Origin of the sequence: Bifidobacterium sp. W8103 (assembly GCF_016100775.1) — a bacterium.
In the GTDB taxonomy this organism is placed as follows: domain Bacteria; phylum Actinomycetota; class Actinomycetes; order Actinomycetales; family Bifidobacteriaceae; genus Bombiscardovia; species Bombiscardovia choladohabitans.
Genome location: NZ_JACFRV010000001.1, coordinates 154,985 through 174,623, shown reverse-complemented (window position 1 = coordinate 174,623; position 19,639 = coordinate 154,985). Strand labels below are relative to the sequence as shown.

19 protein-coding genes are annotated in these 19,639 nt (G+C 64.3%); 7 read left to right on the top strand and 12 right to left on the bottom strand.

The features are described from left to right. Nucleotides 1–189: 189 nt before the first annotated feature. Both H3U90_RS00715 and smc read left to right on the top strand, forming a co-directional pair. Entirely contained in the window at nucleotides 190–1,611 is a 1,422-nt protein-coding gene (locus H3U90_RS00715; protein ID WP_198176638.1) for a bifunctional folylpolyglutamate synthase/dihydrofolate synthase, read from the top strand. Continuing rightward, entirely contained in the window at nucleotides 1,611–5,249 is a 3,639-nt protein-coding gene (gene smc / locus H3U90_RS00710) for a chromosome segregation protein SMC (protein WP_198176637.1), read from the top strand. The genes H3U90_RS00715 and smc overlap by 1 nt, the downstream gene beginning before the upstream one ends. Here smc and H3U90_RS00705 read toward each other — a convergent pair. The 4 genes from H3U90_RS00705 to H3U90_RS00690 all read right to left on the bottom strand — a co-directional run bounded on the left by H3U90_RS00705 (nucleotide 5,182) and on the right by H3U90_RS00690 (nucleotide 9,766). Next, nucleotides 5,182–5,925 carry an aspartate/glutamate racemase family protein gene (locus H3U90_RS00705; protein WP_198176636.1) on the bottom strand — a complete coding sequence of 248 codons (744 nt, stop codon included), beginning with the start codon at nucleotides 5,923–5,925 and terminating at the stop codon, nucleotides 5,182–5,184. The two genes, smc and H3U90_RS00705, sit on opposite strands and share 68 nt — an antisense overlap. Beyond that, nucleotides 5,922–7,166, bottom strand: coding sequence for a carboxylate--amine ligase (locus H3U90_RS00700; RefSeq protein WP_198176635.1), 1,245 nt, complete (start codon nucleotides 7,164–7,166; stop codon nucleotides 5,922–5,924). The genes H3U90_RS00705 and H3U90_RS00700 overlap by 4 nt, the downstream gene beginning before the upstream one ends. 86 nt (nucleotides 7,167–7,252) lie before the next feature. Next, nucleotides 7,253–8,821: a Mur ligase family protein gene (locus tag H3U90_RS00695; protein WP_198176634.1), complete on the bottom strand. Its 1,569-nt coding sequence runs from the start codon at nucleotides 8,819–8,821 to the stop codon at nucleotides 7,253–7,255. Between the two features lie 186 nt (nucleotides 8,822–9,007). Continuing rightward, on the bottom strand, nucleotides 9,008–9,766 hold the full coding sequence (locus tag H3U90_RS00690; RefSeq protein WP_198176633.1) for an exonuclease domain-containing protein: 759 nt from the start codon (nucleotides 9,764–9,766) through the stop codon (nucleotides 9,008–9,010). 153 nt (nucleotides 9,767–9,919) lie between these two features. On the opposite strand from H3U90_RS00690, the gene H3U90_RS00685 reads away from it, so the two are divergent. After that, the gene (locus H3U90_RS00685; protein ID WP_198177553.1) at nucleotides 9,920–10,540 is read left to right on the top strand and encodes a sigma-70 family RNA polymerase sigma factor; all 621 of its coding nucleotides are present in this window, start codon (nucleotides 9,920–9,922) and stop codon (nucleotides 10,538–10,540) included. Nucleotides 10,541–10,579: 39 nt separating this feature from the next. Further along, nucleotides 10,580–10,867, top strand: coding sequence for a hypothetical protein (locus tag H3U90_RS00680; protein WP_198176632.1), 288 nt, complete (start codon nucleotides 10,580–10,582; stop codon nucleotides 10,865–10,867). 175 nt (nucleotides 10,868–11,042) lie between these two features. On the opposite strand, the gene H3U90_RS08425 is transcribed toward H3U90_RS00680, so the two are convergent. Together H3U90_RS08425 and H3U90_RS00675 are read right to left on the bottom strand one after the other, a co-directional pair. Continuing rightward, on the bottom strand, nucleotides 11,043–11,117 hold the full coding sequence (locus H3U90_RS08425) for a 50S ribosomal protein bL37 (protein ID WP_099327425.1): 75 nt from the start codon (nucleotides 11,115–11,117) through the stop codon (nucleotides 11,043–11,045). Nucleotides 11,118–11,213: 96 nt separating this feature from the next. Next, nucleotides 11,214–12,182, bottom strand: a complete 969-nt coding sequence (locus tag H3U90_RS00675; RefSeq protein ID WP_198176631.1) for an aldose 1-epimerase family protein — start codon at nucleotides 12,180–12,182, stop codon at nucleotides 11,214–11,216. 172 nt (nucleotides 12,183–12,354) lie between these two features. Between H3U90_RS00675 and H3U90_RS00670 the strand changes: the two genes are divergently transcribed. Further along, nucleotides 12,355–13,428 (top strand): 4-hydroxy-3-methylbut-2-enyl diphosphate reductase, encoded by a 1,074-nt coding sequence (locus tag H3U90_RS00670; RefSeq protein ID WP_198176630.1) that lies wholly within the window; start codon nucleotides 12,355–12,357, stop codon nucleotides 13,426–13,428. Between the two features lie 18 nt (nucleotides 13,429–13,446). On the opposite strand, the gene ybaK is transcribed toward H3U90_RS00670, so the two are convergent. Then, nucleotides 13,447–13,953 (bottom strand): Cys-tRNA(Pro) deacylase, encoded by a 507-nt coding sequence (ybaK, locus tag H3U90_RS00665; protein ID WP_198176629.1) that lies wholly within the window; start codon nucleotides 13,951–13,953, stop codon nucleotides 13,447–13,449. 76 nt (nucleotides 13,954–14,029) lie between these two features. On the opposite strand from ybaK, the gene H3U90_RS00660 reads away from it, so the two are divergent. Further along, nucleotides 14,030–14,626 (top strand): DedA family protein, encoded by a 597-nt coding sequence (locus H3U90_RS00660; RefSeq protein WP_198176628.1) that lies wholly within the window; start codon nucleotides 14,030–14,032, stop codon nucleotides 14,624–14,626. A 74-nt stretch (nucleotides 14,627–14,700) separates the two neighbouring features. Here H3U90_RS00660 and gap read toward each other — a convergent pair whose 3' ends face one another. The 5 genes from gap to H3U90_RS00635 form a co-directional block, all read right to left on the bottom strand. Continuing rightward, nucleotides 14,701–15,756: a type I glyceraldehyde-3-phosphate dehydrogenase gene (gene gap / locus H3U90_RS00655; RefSeq protein ID WP_198176627.1), complete on the bottom strand. Its 1,056-nt coding sequence runs from the start codon at nucleotides 15,754–15,756 to the stop codon at nucleotides 14,701–14,703. Nucleotides 15,757–15,945: 189 nt separating this feature from the next. Continuing rightward, entirely contained in the window at nucleotides 15,946–16,371 is a 426-nt protein-coding gene (locus tag H3U90_RS00650) for an arsenate reductase family protein (protein ID WP_198176626.1), read from the bottom strand. Between the two features lie 40 nt (nucleotides 16,372–16,411). Further along, entirely contained in the window at nucleotides 16,412–17,206 is a 795-nt protein-coding gene (locus tag H3U90_RS00645; RefSeq protein ID WP_198176625.1) for a thiamine diphosphokinase, read from the bottom strand. Nucleotides 17,207–17,220: 14 nt separating this feature from the next. Further along, nucleotides 17,221–17,577, bottom strand: coding sequence for a branched-chain amino acid transporter permease (locus tag H3U90_RS00640; protein ID WP_198176624.1), 357 nt, complete (start codon nucleotides 17,575–17,577; stop codon nucleotides 17,221–17,223). Beyond that, nucleotides 17,574–18,311 (bottom strand): AzlC family ABC transporter permease, encoded by a 738-nt coding sequence (locus H3U90_RS00635; protein ID WP_198176623.1) that lies wholly within the window; start codon nucleotides 18,309–18,311, stop codon nucleotides 17,574–17,576. Before H3U90_RS00635 ends, H3U90_RS00640 begins: the two co-directional genes overlap by 4 nt. Before the next feature lie 168 nt (nucleotides 18,312–18,479). Between H3U90_RS00635 and msrB the strand changes: the two genes are divergently transcribed. Beyond that, nucleotides 18,480–19,460 carry a peptide-methionine (R)-S-oxide reductase MsrB gene (gene msrB / locus H3U90_RS00630; RefSeq protein ID WP_415873752.1) on the top strand — a complete coding sequence of 327 codons (981 nt, stop codon included), beginning with the start codon at nucleotides 18,480–18,482 and terminating at the stop codon, nucleotides 19,458–19,460. Nucleotides 19,461–19,639: the final 179 nt, after the last annotated feature.

The window sequence follows — 19,639 nt, the reverse complement described above, 5'->3', positions numbered from 1 at the left end:
CTCCTTGTAGATGCTCCTGAGCGGATGCGGTCACGTCCAGCCTCCTTGAAATTCCGGTTCTGACTATGTTGGTTCCATGGTAGTGCGTTCGGCCGATGTGACAGTCGGCTGTTTCGGCCTTCAATCGGGGTCGGTCGCGCATAGAATGGGCGGGAAGCATCCACAGCCAGCAGGAGGCGCAGGCAGAATATGTCATTCGAACACCCCAACAGCAAGGGTCAGAATATTCGCGATGTCGAGCGGGCCATCATGTCGCGTCCCGCCGAGCATGACAGCCCAAATCTGGACTTGGATAGGATGGGGATGATGCTGGACCTGCTGGGCCACCCCGAGCACAGCTTCCGGGTCATCCACGTCACCGGGACCAACGGCAAGGGGTCCACGGCGCGGATGGCCGAGGCTCTGGTGAGGGCCTATGGTCTACGTACCGGGCTCTATACATCGCCCCACCTGGAGCGGATCAACGAGCGGATCGCCATCGACGGCAAGGAGCTTTCGGACGAGGACTTCGTAGACCTATACCAGCAGATCGAGGATTTCATCGCCATGGTGGATGACCGCTTCGCCCGGCAGGGCAGGGCTCCCATGAGCTTCTTCGAGGTCCTGACCGCTATGGCTGTCTGGGCCTTCGCCGACGCCCCCGTGGACGTGGCCATCGTCGAGGTTGGGATGGGCGGCCGCTGGGATGCCACCAACGTCCTCGACGGGGATGCCTCCATCATCGGGCCGGTGGACATGGATCACATGCAGTGGCTGGGGGATACGGTCGAACAGATAGCGGGGGAGAAGGCCGGGATCATCAAGCCCAAGTCCACGGTCATCGTCGGCGCCCAACCCCATGAGGATGCCGTCATGCCCATCATCGAGCAGGCTGTGCGCGAGCAGGGAGCCCCAACTCTTTTAAGGGACGGCAACGAGCTGGAGGTGGTCTCCCGCATGCCCGCAGTGGGCGGTCAGGTGGCCACCTTGCGCACGCCTCAGGGACTCTACAAGGATGTACCCATTGACAAGTTCGGCGAGCATCAGGCCCACAACGCCCTGGCGGCACTGGCGGCGGCCGAGACGGTCATCCCCGTCAACGGAGCTCTGGACCAGGATCTGGTGGCCGAGGCCTTGAGCCAGGTGCGCATCCCCGGACGGATCGAGCAGGTGCGCACCTCGCCCACCATCATCATCGATGGCGGGCACAACCTGAATGCGGCCCAGTCCCTGCGGGCGGCCATCGAGGAGAACTACGACTTCAAACAGCTGGTGGGCGTGATCTCCATGATGGCCGACAAGCAGGTGGAGGACTATCTGGGCATACTGGAGCCTGTGTTGGACAGCGTCGTGGTCACCGAGAACTCCTGGAAGGGCCGGGCCATGCCGGCCGAGGATCTGGAGCGGGTGGCCGTGAGGGTATTCGGGCCCGACAGAGTGGTACGGCGCGACCGGATGCCCGATGCCATCCAGACCGCCGTCGACATGGTCGACAGCGAGGACCAGACCGGCGTGGGCTATGGCCGGGGAGTGCTGATCTGCGGCAGCTTCGTCACCGCCGGCGACGCCCGCACCCTGCTGGCCGAGCGCCCCAACCCCAATCTGGCCAAGCCTAAGGCGGAGCGCGCCTGATGTATCTCAAGGAGCTGACCCTCAAGGGCTTCAAGTCCTTCGCCTCGGCCACCACCCTGCGTTTCGAACCGGGCATCACCGCTGTGGTGGGCCCCAACGGATCAGGCAAATCCAATATCGTCGACGCACTGGCCTGGGTCATGGGCGAGCAGGGGGCCAAGAGCCTGCGTGGCGGATCCATGGAGGACGTCATCTTCGCAGGCACCTCCTCCAGGTCGCCGCTGGGCCGGGCGCAGGTCACCCTGACCATCGACAACACCGACCGGACCTTGGACATCGACTACACCGAGGTGACCATCAGCCGGACCATCTACCGCAACGGAGGATCCGAATACGCCATCAACGGGTCCGACTGCCGCCTGCTGGACATCCAGGAGCTGCTCAGCGACACCGGGCTGGGCCAGCAGATGCACGTGATCGTCGGTCAGGGGCGGCTGGATGCCATCCTTCGGGCTGATCCGGCCGGCCACCGGGCCTTCATCGAGGAGGCGGCCGGCATCCTCAAGCACCGCAAGCGCAAGGAGCGGGCCCTGCACAAGCTGGCTAACACCGAGGCCAATCTGTCCCGTCTGGACGACCTGATCGGCGAGATTCATCGGCAGCTGGGGCCGCTGGGCCGCCAGGCCAAGGTCTCCCGCCGGGCCGACATGATCCAGGTCAGCCTGCGGGACGCCCAGGCACGCCTTCACGCCGACGACGCCCTGACCTCGCAGAAGAAGCTGGAGGATCTGCGCTCGCGGATGGTTCAGACCCGTGGGCGGCTGGCCAGGGGGCAGGAGGACCTGACCAGGGTCAAGCTGCGCATCGAACAGCTGGAGGGGCTGGACCGCCAGTCCAGCCCGGCCCTGGAGGCGGTCAACCAGCAGTGGAACGACCTGACCAAGCTGGCTGAGCGAGCCGGGTCCCTGGCATCCTTGGCCAGGGAGCGCAGCCGTTCGCTTGAGGCCGGCATGGTGGCCGACCAGGGACAGGACCCCGGGGTGCTCAGGCGGCGGGCCGACGAACTCAAGGGCCAGGCCGACCAGGAGGAGGGCCAGGTCGGAGCCGACCGGATCGCCCTGGATGGCTGCGTCCAAGCCCGTGCGGATCTGGAGAGGCGGCTGGCCGCCCACCGACAGACCATGACCGAGCTGCGGCAGGCGGCCAGAAAGCGGCAGGCTAGGCTGGGCGACCTGGCGCAGTTGGTGGCCAAGGAGGAATCGGCCCTGGAACTTTCCAGGCAGCGCGAGCGTGACCTGATCCGCCAGCAGGATCAGGTCAGGGAGGGTCTGGAGCGTGCCAGAAACCGGGTGCGGGACCTGGATGACCGGGAGGAGAGCCCTGACCAGGACGGCAGACAGGCCCTGGACCAGGCAGGCCAGGTCAGGGATCAGGCCCGCGGCAGTCTCAACGATCTTCAAGAGCGGGAACGTCGCATCCAGTCCGATGCCATCTCGGCCCAGGCCAAGGCTGATGCCCTGGCGGACACGCTGGACCATCGCGGCGCCGGCGAGGCCCTGTCCCAGGCTGGAGACCCGGCCCTACTCGGTCAGCTGACCGACTTCGTCCGCGTGGAGGAGGGCTGGGAGGAGCCCCTGGCCCAAGCCCTGCACGACTATGCCTCGGCCCTGGTGGCCAAGGATGGCCAGACGATCGACCAGGCCTTGGAGCGGGCCCGCCGGGACCGCCTGGGACGCGCTGCGCTGATCTCGGCTTCAGGCCCGCTCAAGGGGGCGGACATCAAGCCCGGAGACGACCAGTGGAGGTCGGCCGCCGACCTGGTTGCCCTGCGGGAGCATCCTGCCGATCCTGACCGGGCCCAGGGGGTGCTGGCGGCTGTCCGCAGCCTGCTGGCCTCCACAGCTGCCGTCGATGACACTGGCCAGGCCCGCCGTGCCCTGGAGGACGGATGGCAGCAGGCGCTGACCCGCTTTGGTGACCTCTATGACCGGGTCGGTGCTGTTGGCGGATCCGCCCCGGCCACCAGCGACCTGGCGTTGACCGCACGCAGGGACAAGGCCCTTGCGCAGGTGGAGGCCCTCCAGGAGGAGTCGCAGACCCTGCAGCCGCAGATGGAAGCGGCCCGTGCCACCCTTGAGCAGGCCGAGCAGCAGCTGCAGGAGGCGCGCAATCAGTGCACCGAGGCCCGGGTCAAGGCCGAGCAGGCTGCCCGGGAGCTGGCCGCTGCCCGCAAGGAATCGGATCGGGCACAGGCCGGGGTCAAGGATCTGGATGACCGGCTGGCCCAGGTGCGCGACCAGGTGCGCACCCACGAACTCAAACTGGAGGATCTCAGGGCCGGCCTGGCCCGCGCCCAGGAGGACGGGGGGCCGGACCCTGACGACCCGGAGGGCATGGAAGACCGGCAGCATGAATTGGAGACGGCCTTGGACCAGGCCCGCACGGCCGAGATGGAGGCCAAGCTGACCTGGACCGAGAGCGACCGGCGGCACGCCTCCCTGCTGCGTCAGATCGATCTGCTGCGGGATCAGGCCGACCAGGCCGAACGCCATCGTCAGCGGATAGGAGAGGAGAACCGTCGTCGCAAGGCCGGCATGGCCTCCCTGGGACTGATCGCGCTCAGGGCCGACCTCTTGGCCCGGCTGATCAAAGGGAGGACGGAGCACGCCGCCCGCCGCCGGGATCAGCTCAGGGCCAAGGCTTCGGCCCACGATAAGGAGCTGACCGATCTGCGGGCAGACAGGGACGCTCTGGAACCCAAGGTAGCCGGTCTGCGGCAGGATGAGCACGGCCTGGATCTGGAACGGGAGCGCCTGGCCGGTGAGGACGGCCGCCTGCGTCAGCGCATCCAGGATGACCTGGGCATGGAGCCCGAGGAGCTGATCCGCGAATACGGCCCCGATCGTCCGGTGCCCGTCCTGGACGACGAGGGCAACCCGGTGCCCCTGGACCAGGAGGGGACGGAGGAAGACGGGGATACGCCAGCCTTCAAAACAGTGCCCTATCAGCGCGGTGAGCAGGAGAAGCGGCTGGCCAAGGCCAAGCGGGACCTCGCCGCCCTGGGCAAGGTCAACCCTCTGGCCACCGAGGAATACGAGGCCCTGGAGTCCCGCAACCGCTACCTGCACGAGCAGCGTCAGGATGTGATAGGTTCCCGGGACGATCTGATGGCCCTGGTCAAGGATCTGGATTCGACCATGGTCACGGTCTTCAAGGAGGCCTTCGACGACACCTCCCAGGCCTTCGAACGCATCTTCGCCACCCTCTTCCCCGGCGGGCGCGGACGGCTGCGGCTTGAGGACCCGGACGACCTGCTGACCACAGGCGTTCTGGTCGAGGCCAGTCCGGCCGGCAAGAAGGTCCGCAGGCTATCCCTGCTTTCGGGTGGTGAGCGCTCGCTGACGGCCCTGGCCCTGCTCCTGGCTATCTTCACGGCCCGGCCCAGCCCCTTCTACGTCATGGACGAGGTCGAGGCCGCCCTGGACGACGTCAACCTGACCCGGCTGCTCAAGGCCTTCGAACAGCTGCGGGAGCATGCCCAGCTGATCATCATCACCCACCAGCAGCGGACCATGGGCATCGCCGACGCCCTATACGGGGTCACCATGCGGGGGGACGGGGTGACGGCCGTCATCTCCCAGCGGTTGAAGGATCCGGATCGTTCCGGTCGCGAAGAGCCCGAGCCCGATCAAGGGTGACCTGCGCCAAAACGGCCTGGGAGTCCACGATGGGCAGCTGCGGCATGGGGTAGGCCTCGTTGAGCACCGAGAGCTCGGTGCAGCCCAGCAGGACCGAATCGCAGTGGTAGTCCTTCAGGAAGGCGTCGAGGACGCCCAGGTAGCGGTCCCGGTCCAGTCGGCCTTCCTTGACGTCGTCGTAGATCAGTGCGCTCACCCGGTCCTGCAGGGCCCGGTCCGGGTCCACCAGCCGGTAGCCGGCGCTGTCGGCCGGGCCCTGGTAGATGGCGGCATGGCGGGACCCCTCGGTGCCCATGTACCCCATGCGCGGATGGGTTTTCGCCGGATAGTGCCGGTCGGCCCAGTCGATGGTGGCCTGGGGCATGCTCAGAATGGGCACCGGGGTCAGGGCCTGGAGCCTGGGCAGAATCTGATGGGCGGTGTTGCAGGCCATGACCATGAAGGAGGCGCCCATGGCTGTGGCCTGGTGCACGTCCTCGGCCAGGTAGGGGAAGGGGTCATCCTTGCTGCGGCCCAGGATGAATTCGGTACGGTCGGGCACGGTGGCGTGGTTGAAGACCACGTAGTCCAGAAAGTCCTGGTCCCGGTGTGCCCCGGTCATCCGGTCCAGCACCCGTACGAAGCTCTCGGTGGCCAGCGTGCCCATGCCGCCCAGGACGACGAAGAAGTTCCTCATGCCAGTGTCCTCTTGTCACGGAAGTAGCGCCGGTACCGACGCCGGTAGATTGCGAACATGTGTCGAATCAGCAGCCAGCGCTTGAAGTTGCGGTCCTTGCTGTACTCCAGGGTGGTGCCCCAGTCCCCGCGGCGGATCATGGCCATGGCCTGTCGCTTGTCCTCGGAATCGGCGCAGTATTTGCGGAAGATGTCCTTGGGGATCTCCATCCAGAGGCGATGCCCCCGGCCGAAGACGGTGCGTCCGTTGAAGGGGGTGTCCAGGACCAGGTCGTCCACGAAGTAGCGGGCCAGGTTGAAGCCGTTCAGGGTGACCACGTAGCTGCTGCGGCCCTGGCGCAGATTGATTTCGAAGAGTTTGTAGACGCCGTCGCGCGGGTCGTACTTCATGTCGAAGTTGGCAACCCCGCTGTACTTGATGTCCTCGAGGAAGGCCTTGATCCGGTCGAAGATGTCCTGGTTGTAGTCGGGGATGATTGCCGCGTAGTTGCCCACGGCCTCGGGCGCGGGATCCTCCAGCAGGGGATGGCCCAGGAACATCATGCGCACCCGGTGGTGACGGTCCACGTAGGCATTGAGCACCCTCATATTGTCATCGCCCCCGGGCACGAAGTCCTGGATGACCATCTGCGATGTGTACCCGGCCTGGTAGGACCTGCGGATCATGGTGTCCAGCTCATCCGGGTTGCTGAAGATGAAGGCCTTCTTCCGCCCGGGGAAGTCGATGCCCAACCACTCGTCGCTGTCCGCGGGCTTCATGGCCACCGGGTAGTCGAAGGGCAGGTTGCGGTGGCGTCCGGCTTTGACGTCATCGGCATCCACCGAAACGGTCTTCGGGTGGGGCAGGTCATAGCGGTCGCAGAGCTCATAGAATGAGGATTTGAGCGAGAGGGACCGGTTCAGTTCCTTGTCGATGGCGTTGAAGACGAATCGTTCGCGCAGGGGCTCGCCGAACTCGTCCAGCAGGTTGGCGTAGGTGTCCCCGCAGGGCAGCAGGAGCAGGGTGGACCCAGGGTGGTCCCGGTGATAGGCGTCGGCCCAGTCGTTCAGGGTGGACACGAAGACCTTGGGATTGGTGAAGTCGTGGACCAGGTGCAGGTCCAGGATCCTGCTGTACTTGGTGGGGGAGAGCTGGTAGTGGCCGAATGCGGTGGAGACCAGGCCGTAGGCCTCGTGGAAGGCTCGCGCCATCCCGTAGGTGTTGATGTCGGTGCCCAGTATGACCGGTTGGAATTCTTTCATGTTTCTGAAACCACCTACCATGTGCTCGTGCGCCCCACCCTGCAGCGGGGCATTCGGCTTTCCATCTTAGAAACCTGTCGGGATCGTCAGACCTTGGCTGCGCCGGTGGCTCCCAGGTCGTAGCTTTTTGTGCCCAGCAGACGTGCCACCACGTGGTCGTCGCCCTCGTAGGGCACGTGGCGGCCCTTGTTCTTGAACCAGCGTTCCTCGCCCTTGCCGGTGACCAGAATGATCCGCAGACGATCCCCCGGCTGGCCTGGTTGGCCAAGACCCTGTTCGATGGCCTGGGTCCTGTCCAGCACCATGCTGGTCTTCAGGTTGGCGTTGGTGACGAAACTCAGCATCTGCTGGTCCACATGTTCCGAGCTTTCCTCGTTTTCGTCGTCAGCGGTCAGGATGAGCCGATCGATACGGTCCTGGGCTGCCTGGACGATGCCCTTTCGGCGGTCGATTCCCCTGCCGCCGGTTGCTCCGCAGACCAGGGTGATCTCAGGTTTGCGCTCGCCGTAGCGCTCATCCACAAAGTCCAGCAGGGCCTTCATGGAGGCGTAATTATGGGCGTAATCGACATAGACAATCCGGTTGTCGGCCTGGAAGCATTCCATTCTGCCGGCGATGCGGACCTTCTCCATGGCGTGGAGGGCATCGGCATCGGGTTCCAGCCCCAGCCGGTTCAGCATGGCAAAGGCGGCTATGGCGTTCAAGGCGTTGAAATCACCGGCTATGGACAGGTCGATCGCGGTCATGGGACCGCTGGAGGGGCCGATCAGATAGTCGTTGCCCTTGCCTGGGGCCTTGCGAGCCACGAAGTCGGCCTCTTGCCCGCCGAAACCGAAGGTGGTCACTGGAATGCCGGCGGCGCTCGCATCCTGGCGGATCAGGTCGGCCCTCTGGATGTCGGCTCCCATGACCAGCTGCCTGCTGTTGTAGGCTATGCGGCGCTTGCAGTAAAGATAGTCCTCGAAGGTGGGGTGCTCCATGGGGCTGACGTGGTCGGGGGAGATGTTCAGGAAAGCCCCCAGGTCGAAGGTCAGCCCGTAGACCCGGTCCACCTTGTAGGCCTGGGAGGAGACCTCCATGACCAGGTAGCGCATGCCCTCATCCACCGCCTGGCGCATCATGCGGAAGAGGTCCAGCGACTCGGGCGTGGTCAGTTGGGATTCCACGTAATGCCGGCCGTCCAGGCAGTTGTCAACCGAGGAGAACAGGGCCGCCCGGCCTCCGGAGAGTTCGCCCAGCATGGCGTGCAGGTAGTAGGCGGTGGTGGTCTTGCCCTTGGTGCCGGTGATCCCCACCAGGGTCAGCTGGTTCTGGGGGTAGCCGTAGAAGGCGGCCGAGAGCAGGCTCATGGACTTGCGCACATCGTTGACGATGATCCCCGGGGCGCTGGTGTGGGCGGACAGGTCCTGCTGGGCCACGTAGGCCGCCGGGCCTTCGGGTCCGCAGGCATCCATGTATTCGGGCAGGAAATGCCCCTTGCAGAAAAGCAGGCTGCCGGGTCCCGCCTGGCGGGTGTCGTAGGTGACGTCGGTGAAGGGCTTGAGCAAATGGTGATCCGCTGGCTGATCCAAGGTCCATCGGTCACCCTGAATCACCTCGCGCAGCTGATCGTGTTTGCGCAGCAGTTCCAGGGCCGAAGCCATCGTCAGCGCCATGCCGTCTTCCTCCTCGTCTGATGGGTTCTTTCAGCCCGACTGCAATCCGGTCGAGGCCAGGTCCAAGTCTATAGTCCCGGCCAGGCAGGGACGGGTGGGTCCTGCGACCCCTTGACCGAAAATATACATATGCCTCAGGTCCCATACCGGAAGTGACCGGGCAGACCATTCCCCAGTGACGAAGGGTCAGAGCCAGGAGTCGGTGACCGGGCGGCGGCCCTGGGAGATCAGGTGCTGGTTGAACCGTTCCCGCCACTTGGCCTGTGCCTGCCGCTGCCAGTCCATCAGAGAGTCCATGGTGATTCTGGCCACCTGGGGGAAGAGGGTGGTCATGGGCTTGATCAGGTCCACGGCCGCCACCGTATCCGCCGTGGCATTGTGGAAGCTGCCATGGGGGATGACGCCGTAGTACTCGCTGGTCATTCCCAAGTTGCGGCGGCCCGACCGGTGGGAAATCTCCCTGTCCAGGACCAGAGGGTCCACCACCAGCAGATCGCCCTCGCTCAGGGGCTTGACCGAACCCGCGCACCAGCGGGCGATGTCCCCGTCCAGCATCTGCACGTCGAAGGGGGCGTTGTAGGCCAGCAGGGGGATGCGCTTGTCCTGGGCGCGGGCGATGAACGCGGCCATCTGCGCGGTGGCCTGCTCGGGCTCCATGCCCTCGGCGGCCAGCTGCTGATCGGTGAACCCGTTGACCCGACTGGCCCCCTTGCTGATATGCCGGTGCGGATTGACTATCCAGGTGGCTACCGCATCCCCTGAGTAGCCCTTGGTCGGGTCGCGCAGAACCAGGCTGGCCGAAACAATCCCGTCCCTGCCCGGTCTGGTGCCCGTGGTCTCGGTGTCGAACCCCAGAAGCCAGGAGTCGCCTAGGCGAGTCGACCCCTCCTGTTGTGGGGCGGACTCAAGCGCCTGCTCCATGCTTGTGTACTCGGTGTTTTCCATAAGCGTGATTTCTCCTCAGTCATTATGGTAACCGAGGGGCGACCTGCCCGCGACCGGGTCGGAACCGCGACGGGCGAGGGGGGATGGCACAATGGGGGTGTGGCAGATACCAGCGAACTCGAAAGCAGAAAACGTCAATTCGAGGCCCTGGCCATGCCTGCGGTAGACGTGCTTTACCGACAGGCCATGCGCCTGACCAACAACCCCGACGACGCCCAGGATCTGGTCCAGGACACTTTCGAACGCGGATTCAAGGCCTTCGACCGCTTCCAGCCCGGCAGCAACTTCGAGGCCTGGATGACCACCATCGAGCGCAATGCCTACTTCAACCAGTACCACAAGGCCAAGCGGCGCCCGCAGAGGGCCAACGACTCGACCGGCGAGTACAACGACTGGGACATCTATTCGGCCTCTGAACATGGGTCCGAGGGGCTCAAATCCGCCGAGCAGGAATACATGGAGACCTTCGCCCCTGAGGAGATCATGGCAGCCCTGAACCGGCTCAGTCCGGAACGCCGACGGGTCTTCATCGACGCTGCCATCGACGGCAAGAGCTATCAGCAGGTGGCCGATGAGGAGGGCATCAAGATCGGCACGGTCATGAGCCGGCTGAACCGTGCGCGCTCGCAGCTGCGCCAGGAGCTGGAGCGGTATGCCCAGGAGCGCGGCTACCAGCAGGGGCGCGGTGCTGCAGGCAAGCCCTCAGCGGAACGCCATGGTGCCGGTGCTGCCAGGCCTAGTATAAAAAAAGAGATCAGCAGCAAGGGGCACTGAGGGCCCCCGAAGATCGGGTATCAGGAAGCGGGCAGGAGCATGGACGGACGCGTGGAGATGAGTCACTACGCCTACGATGACGGCGGCTCTGTCAGGGTGTCCCATACCAGCCTGCGCATCTATCAGGATGCCTCCTGCGTGGATCCCAGCGACTGCTTTGATCCGGAATCCTGCTGCGACGATCGGGAGCGCATGGTCATCGAGGAGCTGCGCCGGTATCTGCGCCCCGAATGCGCCCCGGACTGTCTGCTGGACCGGCTCAGGCACATGTTCGATCAGATGGATGAACTGGAGCAGGGGACCCCGGATCACAATACTGACAAGTAGATAAAGTCAAGTCGATTAAAGTCAACCAGGTCCAGCCGGTTTCCTGGCAGAGCATCGCCTCTGTCCGGCTGTTCAGGCTATTGCGGGAATCATGGTCATGCGTATGCAGCCATGGTTTTTTTTTTTTTTACGTATATATGCAAAACCCCGGCACCGTTGGTGCCGGGGCAGACGATCAGGTGTTCGGCCTCTTGCCGTGGTTGGCGGCCTTCTTGCGGCGATCCCTGCGCTTGCGTCCGCGCATGCCCATGATTGGACTCCTTTGCTACTGATGAACCGATAAGCCTTGCCGATTATCGCACACTGGGCTGACCTTTGTCGACCAGCTCGGCTGCTCCGACGCTGCTCAGACCTCTTGCGCCCGGTACCCCACCTGGGTGGTGTAGACGGCGGCAGGCTGCAGAATGACCAGGTTCCGGCCTGTCCGGAAGGCGTTGGCATAGGCGGTCATGGGCTCCACAGCTACGCCGGCCGGACGCATGCCTGCGTCGAAGCCGGTCCCGGTGCAGACCTGCCAGGAGGTGATGGTCTCATCGCCCCAGAGCTGAATGCGGATGCCGTCCGGCCTGGTGAACCAGGCCGAGCAGGTGCCGTCGTCATCCCGCTCCACATCGGTCCACGCATCGTCGAAGTCCGCATCCTCGCCCAGCACAGGACCCTGGCGCAGATCGGTTCGTCCTTGGACGGGTTCGGTGCCGGTGGGCAGCAGCCTGTCCGGATCGACCACCACATGGGTGCGGCAGGGGATGGACAGGGTGCAGGGGGCGTTGTCCTTCTGGATCTGGTCACCGATGCCCTGTTTGCCATTGGCCAGCCAGGGGTGGATGCCGAAGGCCCAGGGTGCGGCTTCGTCGCCCAGATTCAGGGCCCGTGTGGTCATGGTCAGCCCCTGGTCGTCCAGGGTGTAGGTGACGGTGACCACCACGTCGAAGGGGTATCCGCCCATGTCCGGTACCCGCCAGGAGAGGCTGACGGAGTCCTCGGTCAGGGCCTGCAGCCCCCAGTAGGCCCGGTATCCGTAGCCGTGGATGGCGGTGTTCCGGTCGTGCTCGTCGATGGGCAGGGTGTAGGTGTGGCCCTGGAAGTCGTAGGTGCCGTCCTCGATCCGGTTGGGGAAGGGGACCAGCACGTTCCCGTTGCTGCAGGGTACGGTTCCATCCGGGTCGAATGAGGCCAGCAGGTCCTTTCCCCGGTATTTCAGGACGCGCAGGATGGCTCCCAGCTCGGTCACCACCGCCTCGTAATCCCCGTGACGGATGCTGTACTGCTGTCCTGTCCGGGGCACGGCCCCGCCCATCATCTCGTTCGTATGCATGCTCCCACTTCCATAGTGCCGTTGATGCTTGGTACGTCACCATCCTAGCGCCTGGACGGTCTTGGCTTCTTGGTGAAAGAGTGGCGGATGGACTACCGGGGGCCGCTCCGGCTTTCTACCATGGACTTGCAGCGTCCGGGATTGTCCGGATTGACATCGATAAGGAGCGGCAGTGGCAGGATTTCGGACCACCGTGTGCGAACAGCCGACCCCGCAGGGGCATGGGCGGGTCATCCTGGCTGATCCACGCGGGTTCTGCGCGGGGGTGGACCGAGCCATCCAGACCGTGCAGACCATCCTGGATGCGGACAACCCCCACCAAAATCAGGGTCTGCCCCCGGTCTACGTGCGCCGGCAGATAGTCCACAATCGGCATGTGGTCGAGGACCTGTCCCGGCGAGGGGCCGTCTTCGTGGATGAGCTGGACCAGATCCCCGACCAGGCCGTTCGTGCCGGGGTGCCCGTGGTCTTCTCGGCCCATGGAATCGCCCCCTCGGTCGTCAAGGAGGCCCAGCGGCGGGGGATGCGCGTGGTCGATGCATCATGCCCCCTGGTCAGCAAGGTCCACCGGGAGGTCCAGCGCTTCGTTCGCGACGGCTACTCGATTATCTACATAGGCCACCGTGGGCACGACGAGGCGGTGGGGGTCATGGGGGAGGCCCCGGACCGGGTTCACCTGGTTGAGCATGAGACCGATATCGAGGCCTTGGACTTCGGACCCGACACCCCGCTGGTCATGCTGACCCAGACCACTCTTAGCCTCGATGAAACCGCCGACCTGGCCGCGGCCCTGCGTCGACGCTTCCCCTGGGTGGAGGAGCCGCCGGGTTCCGACATCTGCTACGCCACCCAGAACAGGCAGCAGGCGGTCAAGCTGGTGGCCGGTCAGGCGGACTGCATGATTGTGGTGGGGTCGGCCAACTCCTCCAACTCGGTGCGCCTGGTCGAGGTGGCCCGTCAGGCCCTGGATGTGCGTTTCCCCGGTCAGGGCCAGCAGAGGGCTCACCGAGTCGACGATGCTGGCGAGCTGGATCCGACCTGGCTGCAGGGCATGGATTCGGTAGGACTCACCTCGGGTGCCTCGGTTCCCGAAAATCTGGTTCAGGGGGTGCTGGAGACCCTGGCTGCCCGAGGATTCACCCAGGTGACCCGGGAACGAGCAGTTGACGAGCATATGCACTTCGTCCTGCCTGCCGCCCTGCGTTCAGCACGCGCATCAAAGAAAGTCCCGCAACCACAGGGCTAAGGCCGCCGCTCAGATTTTTCAGTCGGTGGCTAGAGGTGCGGTCTTGGCCTTGAGGACACGGATCAGATCCCGAGGGTCCAGCCCAAGGCTGATGCCGCGCTTGCCGCCGGAGACCATGATAGTGTCGAACTCCAATGCGCCCTGGTCCAGCACGGTCACGTGTTGGGTGCGCTGGCCGAAGGGCGAGATGCCGCCCAGAACGTATCCGCTCTCTCGTTCGGCCTGGGCCTTGTCGGCCATGCGGACCTTCTTGGCGCCTACAGCTGCCGCCAGGTGCTTGAGGTTCAGGTGGCCGGTCACCGGTACTATGCCGATGACCCGCTCCTTGCCCGTGTCGGCCATCAGGGTCTTGTAGACCGTGCGCGGGTCCAGGCCCAGCTTTTTGGCGGCCTCGATGCCGTACCCCTGGTCCATGTGGTCCGCGTTGTGATGATACTCGTGGATGGTGAAGGGAACCCCCAGACGCTCCAGCTGGGCCATGGCCGGAGTCGCGGCATCCGAATCCGCCCGCTTCTTCTTGCTCATGACTCCATGCTAAGGTACTGACCGTTTAGGGAGGCTGAGGGGTGTCTTTGGCGCCAATGCGCGGAAAGGGTAGTCCATGACCGCTGTCAATGCCTGGCTGCTCGATGCGGTGACGGGCGGCTGGGGGCTGGCTGTGCTGTTCCTGGCCGCCTTTCTGGATGCCCTGATCATCCCCATACCCACGGAGCTGATGGTCCTGGCCACGGCTTCGGCCTTCCGGGCCTCGGGACGACCCCTTCCCGTCCTGGTCTTTCTGGTATGTGCCCTGGCCTTCGCAGGCGGCGACGCCTGCACCTATGGGCTGGGACGGATGGTTCCGCTGAATCGTCTGGCCGTCTTCCGTGGCGCCGCCGGCAAGGCTGTGACCTCGTGGGCCCATCGGACCCTGCTGCAGGGGGGTGGCTTCTTCACACTGGCCTCGCGCTTCGTGCCCTCGGGCCGGACCGTGGTCAATCTGACTGCCGGGGCGGCGAGGTATCCACTCAGCCGTTACCTGCCGCTGGCTGCACTGGCCGGTCTGCTCTGGTCAATGTATATGTGGACCCTGGGGTATCTGGCCGCCTCCTGGCTGGAAAACAACCCTCTGGCCGTCATGGCCATCGGTTTTCTGGCGGGCATGGTCGTCGGCCTGGTCTGTGACCTGGCCATGCGGGCGCTCACCCGGAGGCGCTGATTATAAACAAGGGGCCCGCCCCCCGTAGGGAACGGACCCCGAAATCGTTATGGCCGGAGGAGCCGGCCGGATGCTCAGTCGCCCAGCTTGGCGAAGTAGAGCAGGGTGCGGATCATGTTGCTGGTGAAGCCGTACTCGTTGTCGTAGAAGGCAACGGTGCGGACCAGCTGGTCGTCACCGTGGGTGTTGACATCGGTCTGCGTGGGATCGAAGATGCCGCCGTGGGTGTCGCCGATCACGTCGGAGGAGACGATGCCCTCGTCGTTGTAGCCGTAGTAGTCCTTGCCCTCGAAGGCCTTCTTGGCGGCGTCGTTGATCTCGTCGACGGTGACCTTCTTGTCCAGGACGCAGGTCAGCTCGGTGACGGAGCCGGAGGGAACGGCCACGCGCTGTGCATGGCCCTGCAGCTTGCCGTCAACGGAGGGAACAACCTTGCCAATGGCCTTGGCGGCGCCAGTGGAGTGCTCGATGGTGTTGATGGCAGCGGCGCGGGTGTTGCGCGGCTTGTTGCCCTTGGGCCCGTCCAGCAGCATCTGGGAGCCGGTGTAGGCGTGGATGGTGGTCATGTAGCCGATGCGGATGCCGAAGTTGTCATCCAGCATCTTGACCATGGCGGCCAGGGAGCCGGTGGTGCAGGATCCGGCGGAGATGATCTTGTCGGAGGCCTTCAGGGTCTCCTCGTTGACGCCGTAGACCACGGTGGGTGTGGTGTCGTCCTTGGCGGGGGCGGAGATCAGAACCTTCTTGGCCCCGGCGTTCAGGTGGGCCTGGGACTTCTCGGCCGAGGTGTAGAAGCCGGTGCACTCCAGCACATAGTCCACGCCGTCGTTCTTGACCCAGGGGATGTTGTTGGCGTCCTTCTCGGCATAGACCGGGTACTCCTTGCCGTCCACCACGATGGCGGTGTCGGTGGAGGTGACCGAGACAGGGGTGCCGTCGTCGTGACGGAAGGTGCCCTGGGTGCTGTCGTACTTGAGCAGATAGGCCAGAATGGCCGGGGTGGTCAGATCGTTGATGGCGGCAACCTCGATGTTGGAGGCGTCACCGCCACGGGCCTGGAGCTCAAAGATGCGCCGGAAGGCCAGACGACCGATACGTCCGAATCCGTTGATGCCAATCTTTACTGTCATTCAATTCTCCCTTGGAGATTGGCCGTATACAGCACAAAAAATACCGGACCGTATATGGCCGATTACTGATAACATCTCATAGTTTATAGAACCCTGTGTACTTATAGCAAGCGATTACGCGGGTTCTGCCGAGGAAAAAGAGAACAAAATAATTGGTAGGTTTTGTTGTTTGTTTGCGCAACGAAGTGATCAGGAATTGTGAGGATTTTCGTTCGTATCAGCCAGCCAATCCTCCCACTGCTGCTGACGGAATCCGACCAGGACACGCCGACCATCCAGCAGGATGGGGCGCTTGACCAGCATGCAGTCGGTGGACAGTAGCTGCAGAGCCTGCTCCGTGTCCATCTGCGGCAGGCGTTTGCTGAGGCCCTGGCTGCGATAGGCCTGACCCGAGGTGTTGAAGAATCGCCGGACAGGCAGGCCGCTCATGTCCAGCCAGGCGGTCAGTTCCTCCTGGGTGGGTCGGTCCTCCTTGATGTCTCTCTCGATGAAGTCCACATTGTGGTCACGCAGCCAGGTGCGGGCCTTGGCGCAGGTCGAGCAACGGCTGTAGCAGATGAAGAGCGGGTGCCGGGCTGTCGGGGTCGCTGACTGGGTGGTTGATGATGCTGTCATGGTTTTCCTTTCCAAGTGGAGTTTCAAGTCAAGAGGAGGCTCAGGCCAGCCGCCGGGAGGGATGGGTCTCCAGTGAGCCCAGGTCGGCCTTGGGCTCCAGGCTGGTGCTCCAGGCCGGCTGAGGCGCCGAGGTGGGGTAGGTGACGAACACTGTTCCCTGTTTCAGGGCTATGTGGGCCGGTCTGCCAGGCAGGAACTCGTTGCTGACGCCTGTCACCTGCTGGTTGGTCATGGTCATGCCATCCGTCTGGTATTTGAGGCCCTGCTCGACTACTCCCAGAGCCTGGTCGCCGGCGGCCAGGACGGAGACCATGGACCTGGGCGGGCAGCCCCAGGCGGGGAAGTCCAGGCTTCCAGGGCCAAGGGCCGTGACCAGCATTCCCTGTCCCCAGAGTTCGGCCCGGCCTCCGCTGGCCGCGATCAGATGGATCAGGTTCAGGTTGGCCAGCGTGTGGTCCATGCGTCCGCCCAGGCCACCATATATAAGGAATCGTCGGCAGCCCCGCTGCCAGCCCACTTTGACTGCAGCCAGCAGGTCCGTGTCGTCCTTCTCGGCAGGCAGGACCCGGCGGGGGATGTCTGTTCGCAGCTTTCGGCTCCCGACGGGCAGGGAGTCGAAGTCGCCCACGACCAGGTCGGGCTCGTCACCATGCTCCAGGGCCGGCTCCAGTCCTCCGTCCGCCGCGATGACCAGGGCCTGTCCTCCGCGTGCCACCTCTTCGCCAAAGTATTGTCCGGCGCCCCAGATCCGGCAGAGCGGTGCCTGACTCGCCTGGCTCGTATGGTCCGACTGACCGTCATCCTGCATGGGATTCTTCTTTCTGCGCTCGCCCATCGGACGCGCCCCCATCATCCCAGACCAACCAGACCGACCAGGAAGGCCAGCCAACCCTGCACCAGGGCCATGTAGGTCAGGGTGCCGCAGGCGATGCTGACCATCATGTTCCGCCAGCGCAGGTGGACCAGGGCCGTGACCAGCAAAGCCAGAGCCTCGTAGAGCCCGTGGTCGCCTCCCACCAGGTTGGTGTGTCTCAACGAATAGACCACCAGCAGTCCCATGACGGCGGCGGGCAGCAGACGTCCCAGCCTGGTGACCAGGGCCGGCGGCCGACGCCCCTCCGGCCAGATTGTGAAGGGCAGGAATCTGGTGGCCATGGTTCCCAGGACCACAATGCCTATGGTGATCAGTTGCTGTGCAGTGGTCATGAGGCCTCCCTTTGGCTGTGGAAGTCCAAGAGGATGAAGGTGGCCAGGATGACCACCATGGACGGGATGATGAACCGGTCGGGTCCGAAGACCAGAAGGCAGGCCAGGGAGGCCAGCAGACCGATAAGGGCCGGTACGCGAGCCTCGGCCTGCCGCCACTGCTCCAGAAAGAGGACCAGGAACATGGCGGTCAGCACGAAATCCAACCCCCGGGTGTCGAAATTGGCCAGATTGCCCAGCACAGCGCCCAGGGTGGCGCCGCCCACCCAGTAGATCTGGTCGAGCAGGGTGACGAAGAAGAGGTACCAGCCCTTGTCGGTTCCGGCCGGGTGAGGATCTGCGGACTCCAGGGCGAAGGTCTCATCGCACATGCCGAAGATCAGATAGGGCTTCTTTCGGCCCGTCCCCCGAAAGACCGGCAGCATGGCCAGGCCATAGAAGAGGTGCCGCGCATTGACCATCAGGGTCAGCATCAATGCGCCCCAGGGATTGAAGGTGGACATGAGCAGGTCCACGGTCACGAACTCCATGGACCCGGCATAGATCAGGGCACTCATGGCCAGCGGATAGATCACCGGGAATCCGCGGCTGGTCATCAGAAAGCCGTAGGAGATCCCCAGCACAAGGAATCCGGCCATGATGGGCAGGGTCCTCGGGAAGGCCGCAGCCAGGGAGCCCAGGATGGTCCCGGAGGCCTTGACATCTTCGTCTGCCTCTTCCTGCCCGTGCTGCATGACCCGCCTCCTGACTTCGATTTGGAGATGGTCATATGATAATCGCCTCTTGCACCGCAGGGGCAGGCCGGTCGACAATGTGAGAAGGCTGTCAAGACGTAACAGGGTCGGAATAGGCGCTCTCCGGCTCCTGTTGAGCCTAGCGAAGGCACTGGTATGCGAGGAGGAATCATGGATAAGAACAAGATTTCGACCAACAACCCGGCCACGGTCGTTCTGGCTGGAGGATGCTTCTGGGGCATCGAGCGGTTCTTCCAGGAGGTGGACGGGATCATCGACACCCAGGTGGGATACGCCCAGTCCACAGTGCCCAACCCCAGCTATGAACAGGTCTGCAGCGGTGTCACCGATGCCGTGGAGAGTGTGCGGCTGACCTATGATCCCCGGACGGTCGGTCTGCGGACCCTGACCCTGCTTCTGCTGGATGTGATCGACCCCTTCTCGGTGGACCGGCAGGGCAACGACCGGGGCAGGCAGTACCGCAGCGGTCTCTATTGGGATCCCGAGCATCGCGAGCAGGAGGAGCCTGTCTTCCGGCGCGCCCTGGAGGAGCTGGAGCGCAGGACCGGCCGTCATCCCGTTGTGCAGGTGGAGGCCCTGATCAACTTCTATCCGGCGGAGGAGTCCCACCAGGACTACCTGCTCAAGAACCCCGGCGGATACTGCCACATCCCACTGGAGGCCATCGCCAACGCCTCCTCCCGGCAACGCTACATCGAGCGCATCTGGTCCCTGGACCCTGAAAGCTACGAGGTAACCCAGCACTCGGCCACCGAGCGGCCCTTCACCAACGCCTACGACGGGGAGTTTCGCCCGGGCATCTATGTGGACGTGGTCAGCGGGCAGCCGCTCTTCTCCTCGGCTGACAAATACGACTCGGGCTGCGGCTGGCCCGCATTCACCAAGCCCATCGATCCCCGACTGCTGGTCAACCGCAAGGACTACAAGCTGCTGGGCCGGCCCCGAATCGAGGTGCGGACGGCACAGACCGGCATTCATCTGGGACACGTCTTCGACGATGGACCGGCCGACCGCGGAGGGCAGCGCTACTGCATGAACTCCGCAGCCCTGCGGTTCGTGCCGCGGGACCGGATGGAGGAGGAGGGCTACGGGGATTATCTGCCCCTGGTGGACGGCGCGACTTCCTGACCGGGCCCGGTCCTGAGGGCTGTGCTATACTACTACTCGGCTTGAGAAATCAAGAAAGCGGATGATCCCACCTGGGAGCCTTCCATGGCTTCGGGTTCGGCCTGCACCGGTGACGGTTGGCCGTCATCATATATGGTGCAAGCATTGGTTGTTGCGTTGCCATACGGCTGCGACGGTCA

Coding starts and splice junctions, on each gene's coding strand:
- H3U90_RS00715 (WP_198176638.1), top strand. CDS start 190: ATGTCATTCGAACACCCCAACAGCAAGGGTCAGAATATTCGCGATGTC.
- smc (WP_198176637.1), top strand. CDS start 1,611: ATGTATCTCAAGGAGCTGACCCTCAAGGGCTTCAAGTCCTTCGCCTCG.
- H3U90_RS00705 (WP_198176636.1), bottom strand. CDS start 5,925: ATGAGGAACTTCTTCGTCGTCCTGGGCGGCATGGGCACGCTGGCCACC.
- H3U90_RS00700 (WP_198176635.1), bottom strand. CDS start 7,166: ATGAAAGAATTCCAACCGGTCATACTGGGCACCGACATCAACACCTAC.
- H3U90_RS00695 (WP_198176634.1), bottom strand. CDS start 8,821: ATGGCGCTGACGATGGCTTCGGCCCTGGAACTGCTGCGCAAACACGAT.
- H3U90_RS00690 (WP_198176633.1), bottom strand. CDS start 9,766: ATGGAAAACACCGAGTACACAAGCATGGAGCAGGCGCTTGAGTCCGCC.
- H3U90_RS00685 (WP_198177553.1), top strand. CDS start 9,920: ATGCCTGCGGTAGACGTGCTTTACCGACAGGCCATGCGCCTGACCAAC.
- H3U90_RS00680 (WP_198176632.1), top strand. CDS start 10,580: ATGGACGGACGCGTGGAGATGAGTCACTACGCCTACGATGACGGCGGC.
- H3U90_RS00675 (WP_198176631.1), bottom strand. CDS start 12,182: ATGCATACGAACGAGATGATGGGCGGGGCCGTGCCCCGGACAGGACAG.
- ybaK (WP_198176629.1), bottom strand. CDS start 13,953: ATGAGCAAGAAGAAGCGGGCGGATTCGGATGCCGCGACTCCGGCCATG.
- H3U90_RS00660 (WP_198176628.1), top strand. CDS start 14,030: ATGACCGCTGTCAATGCCTGGCTGCTCGATGCGGTGACGGGCGGCTGG.
- gap (WP_198176627.1), bottom strand. CDS start 15,756: ATGACAGTAAAGATTGGCATCAACGGATTCGGACGTATCGGTCGTCTG.
- H3U90_RS00650 (WP_198176626.1), bottom strand. CDS start 16,371: ATGACAGCATCATCAACCACCCAGTCAGCGACCCCGACAGCCCGGCAC.
- H3U90_RS00645 (WP_198176625.1), bottom strand. CDS start 17,206: ATGGGCGAGCGCAGAAAGAAGAATCCCATGCAGGATGACGGTCAGTCG.
- H3U90_RS00640 (WP_198176624.1), bottom strand. CDS start 17,577: ATGACCACTGCACAGCAACTGATCACCATAGGCATTGTGGTCCTGGGA.
- H3U90_RS00635 (WP_198176623.1), bottom strand. CDS start 18,311: ATGCAGCACGGGCAGGAAGAGGCAGACGAAGATGTCAAGGCCTCCGGG.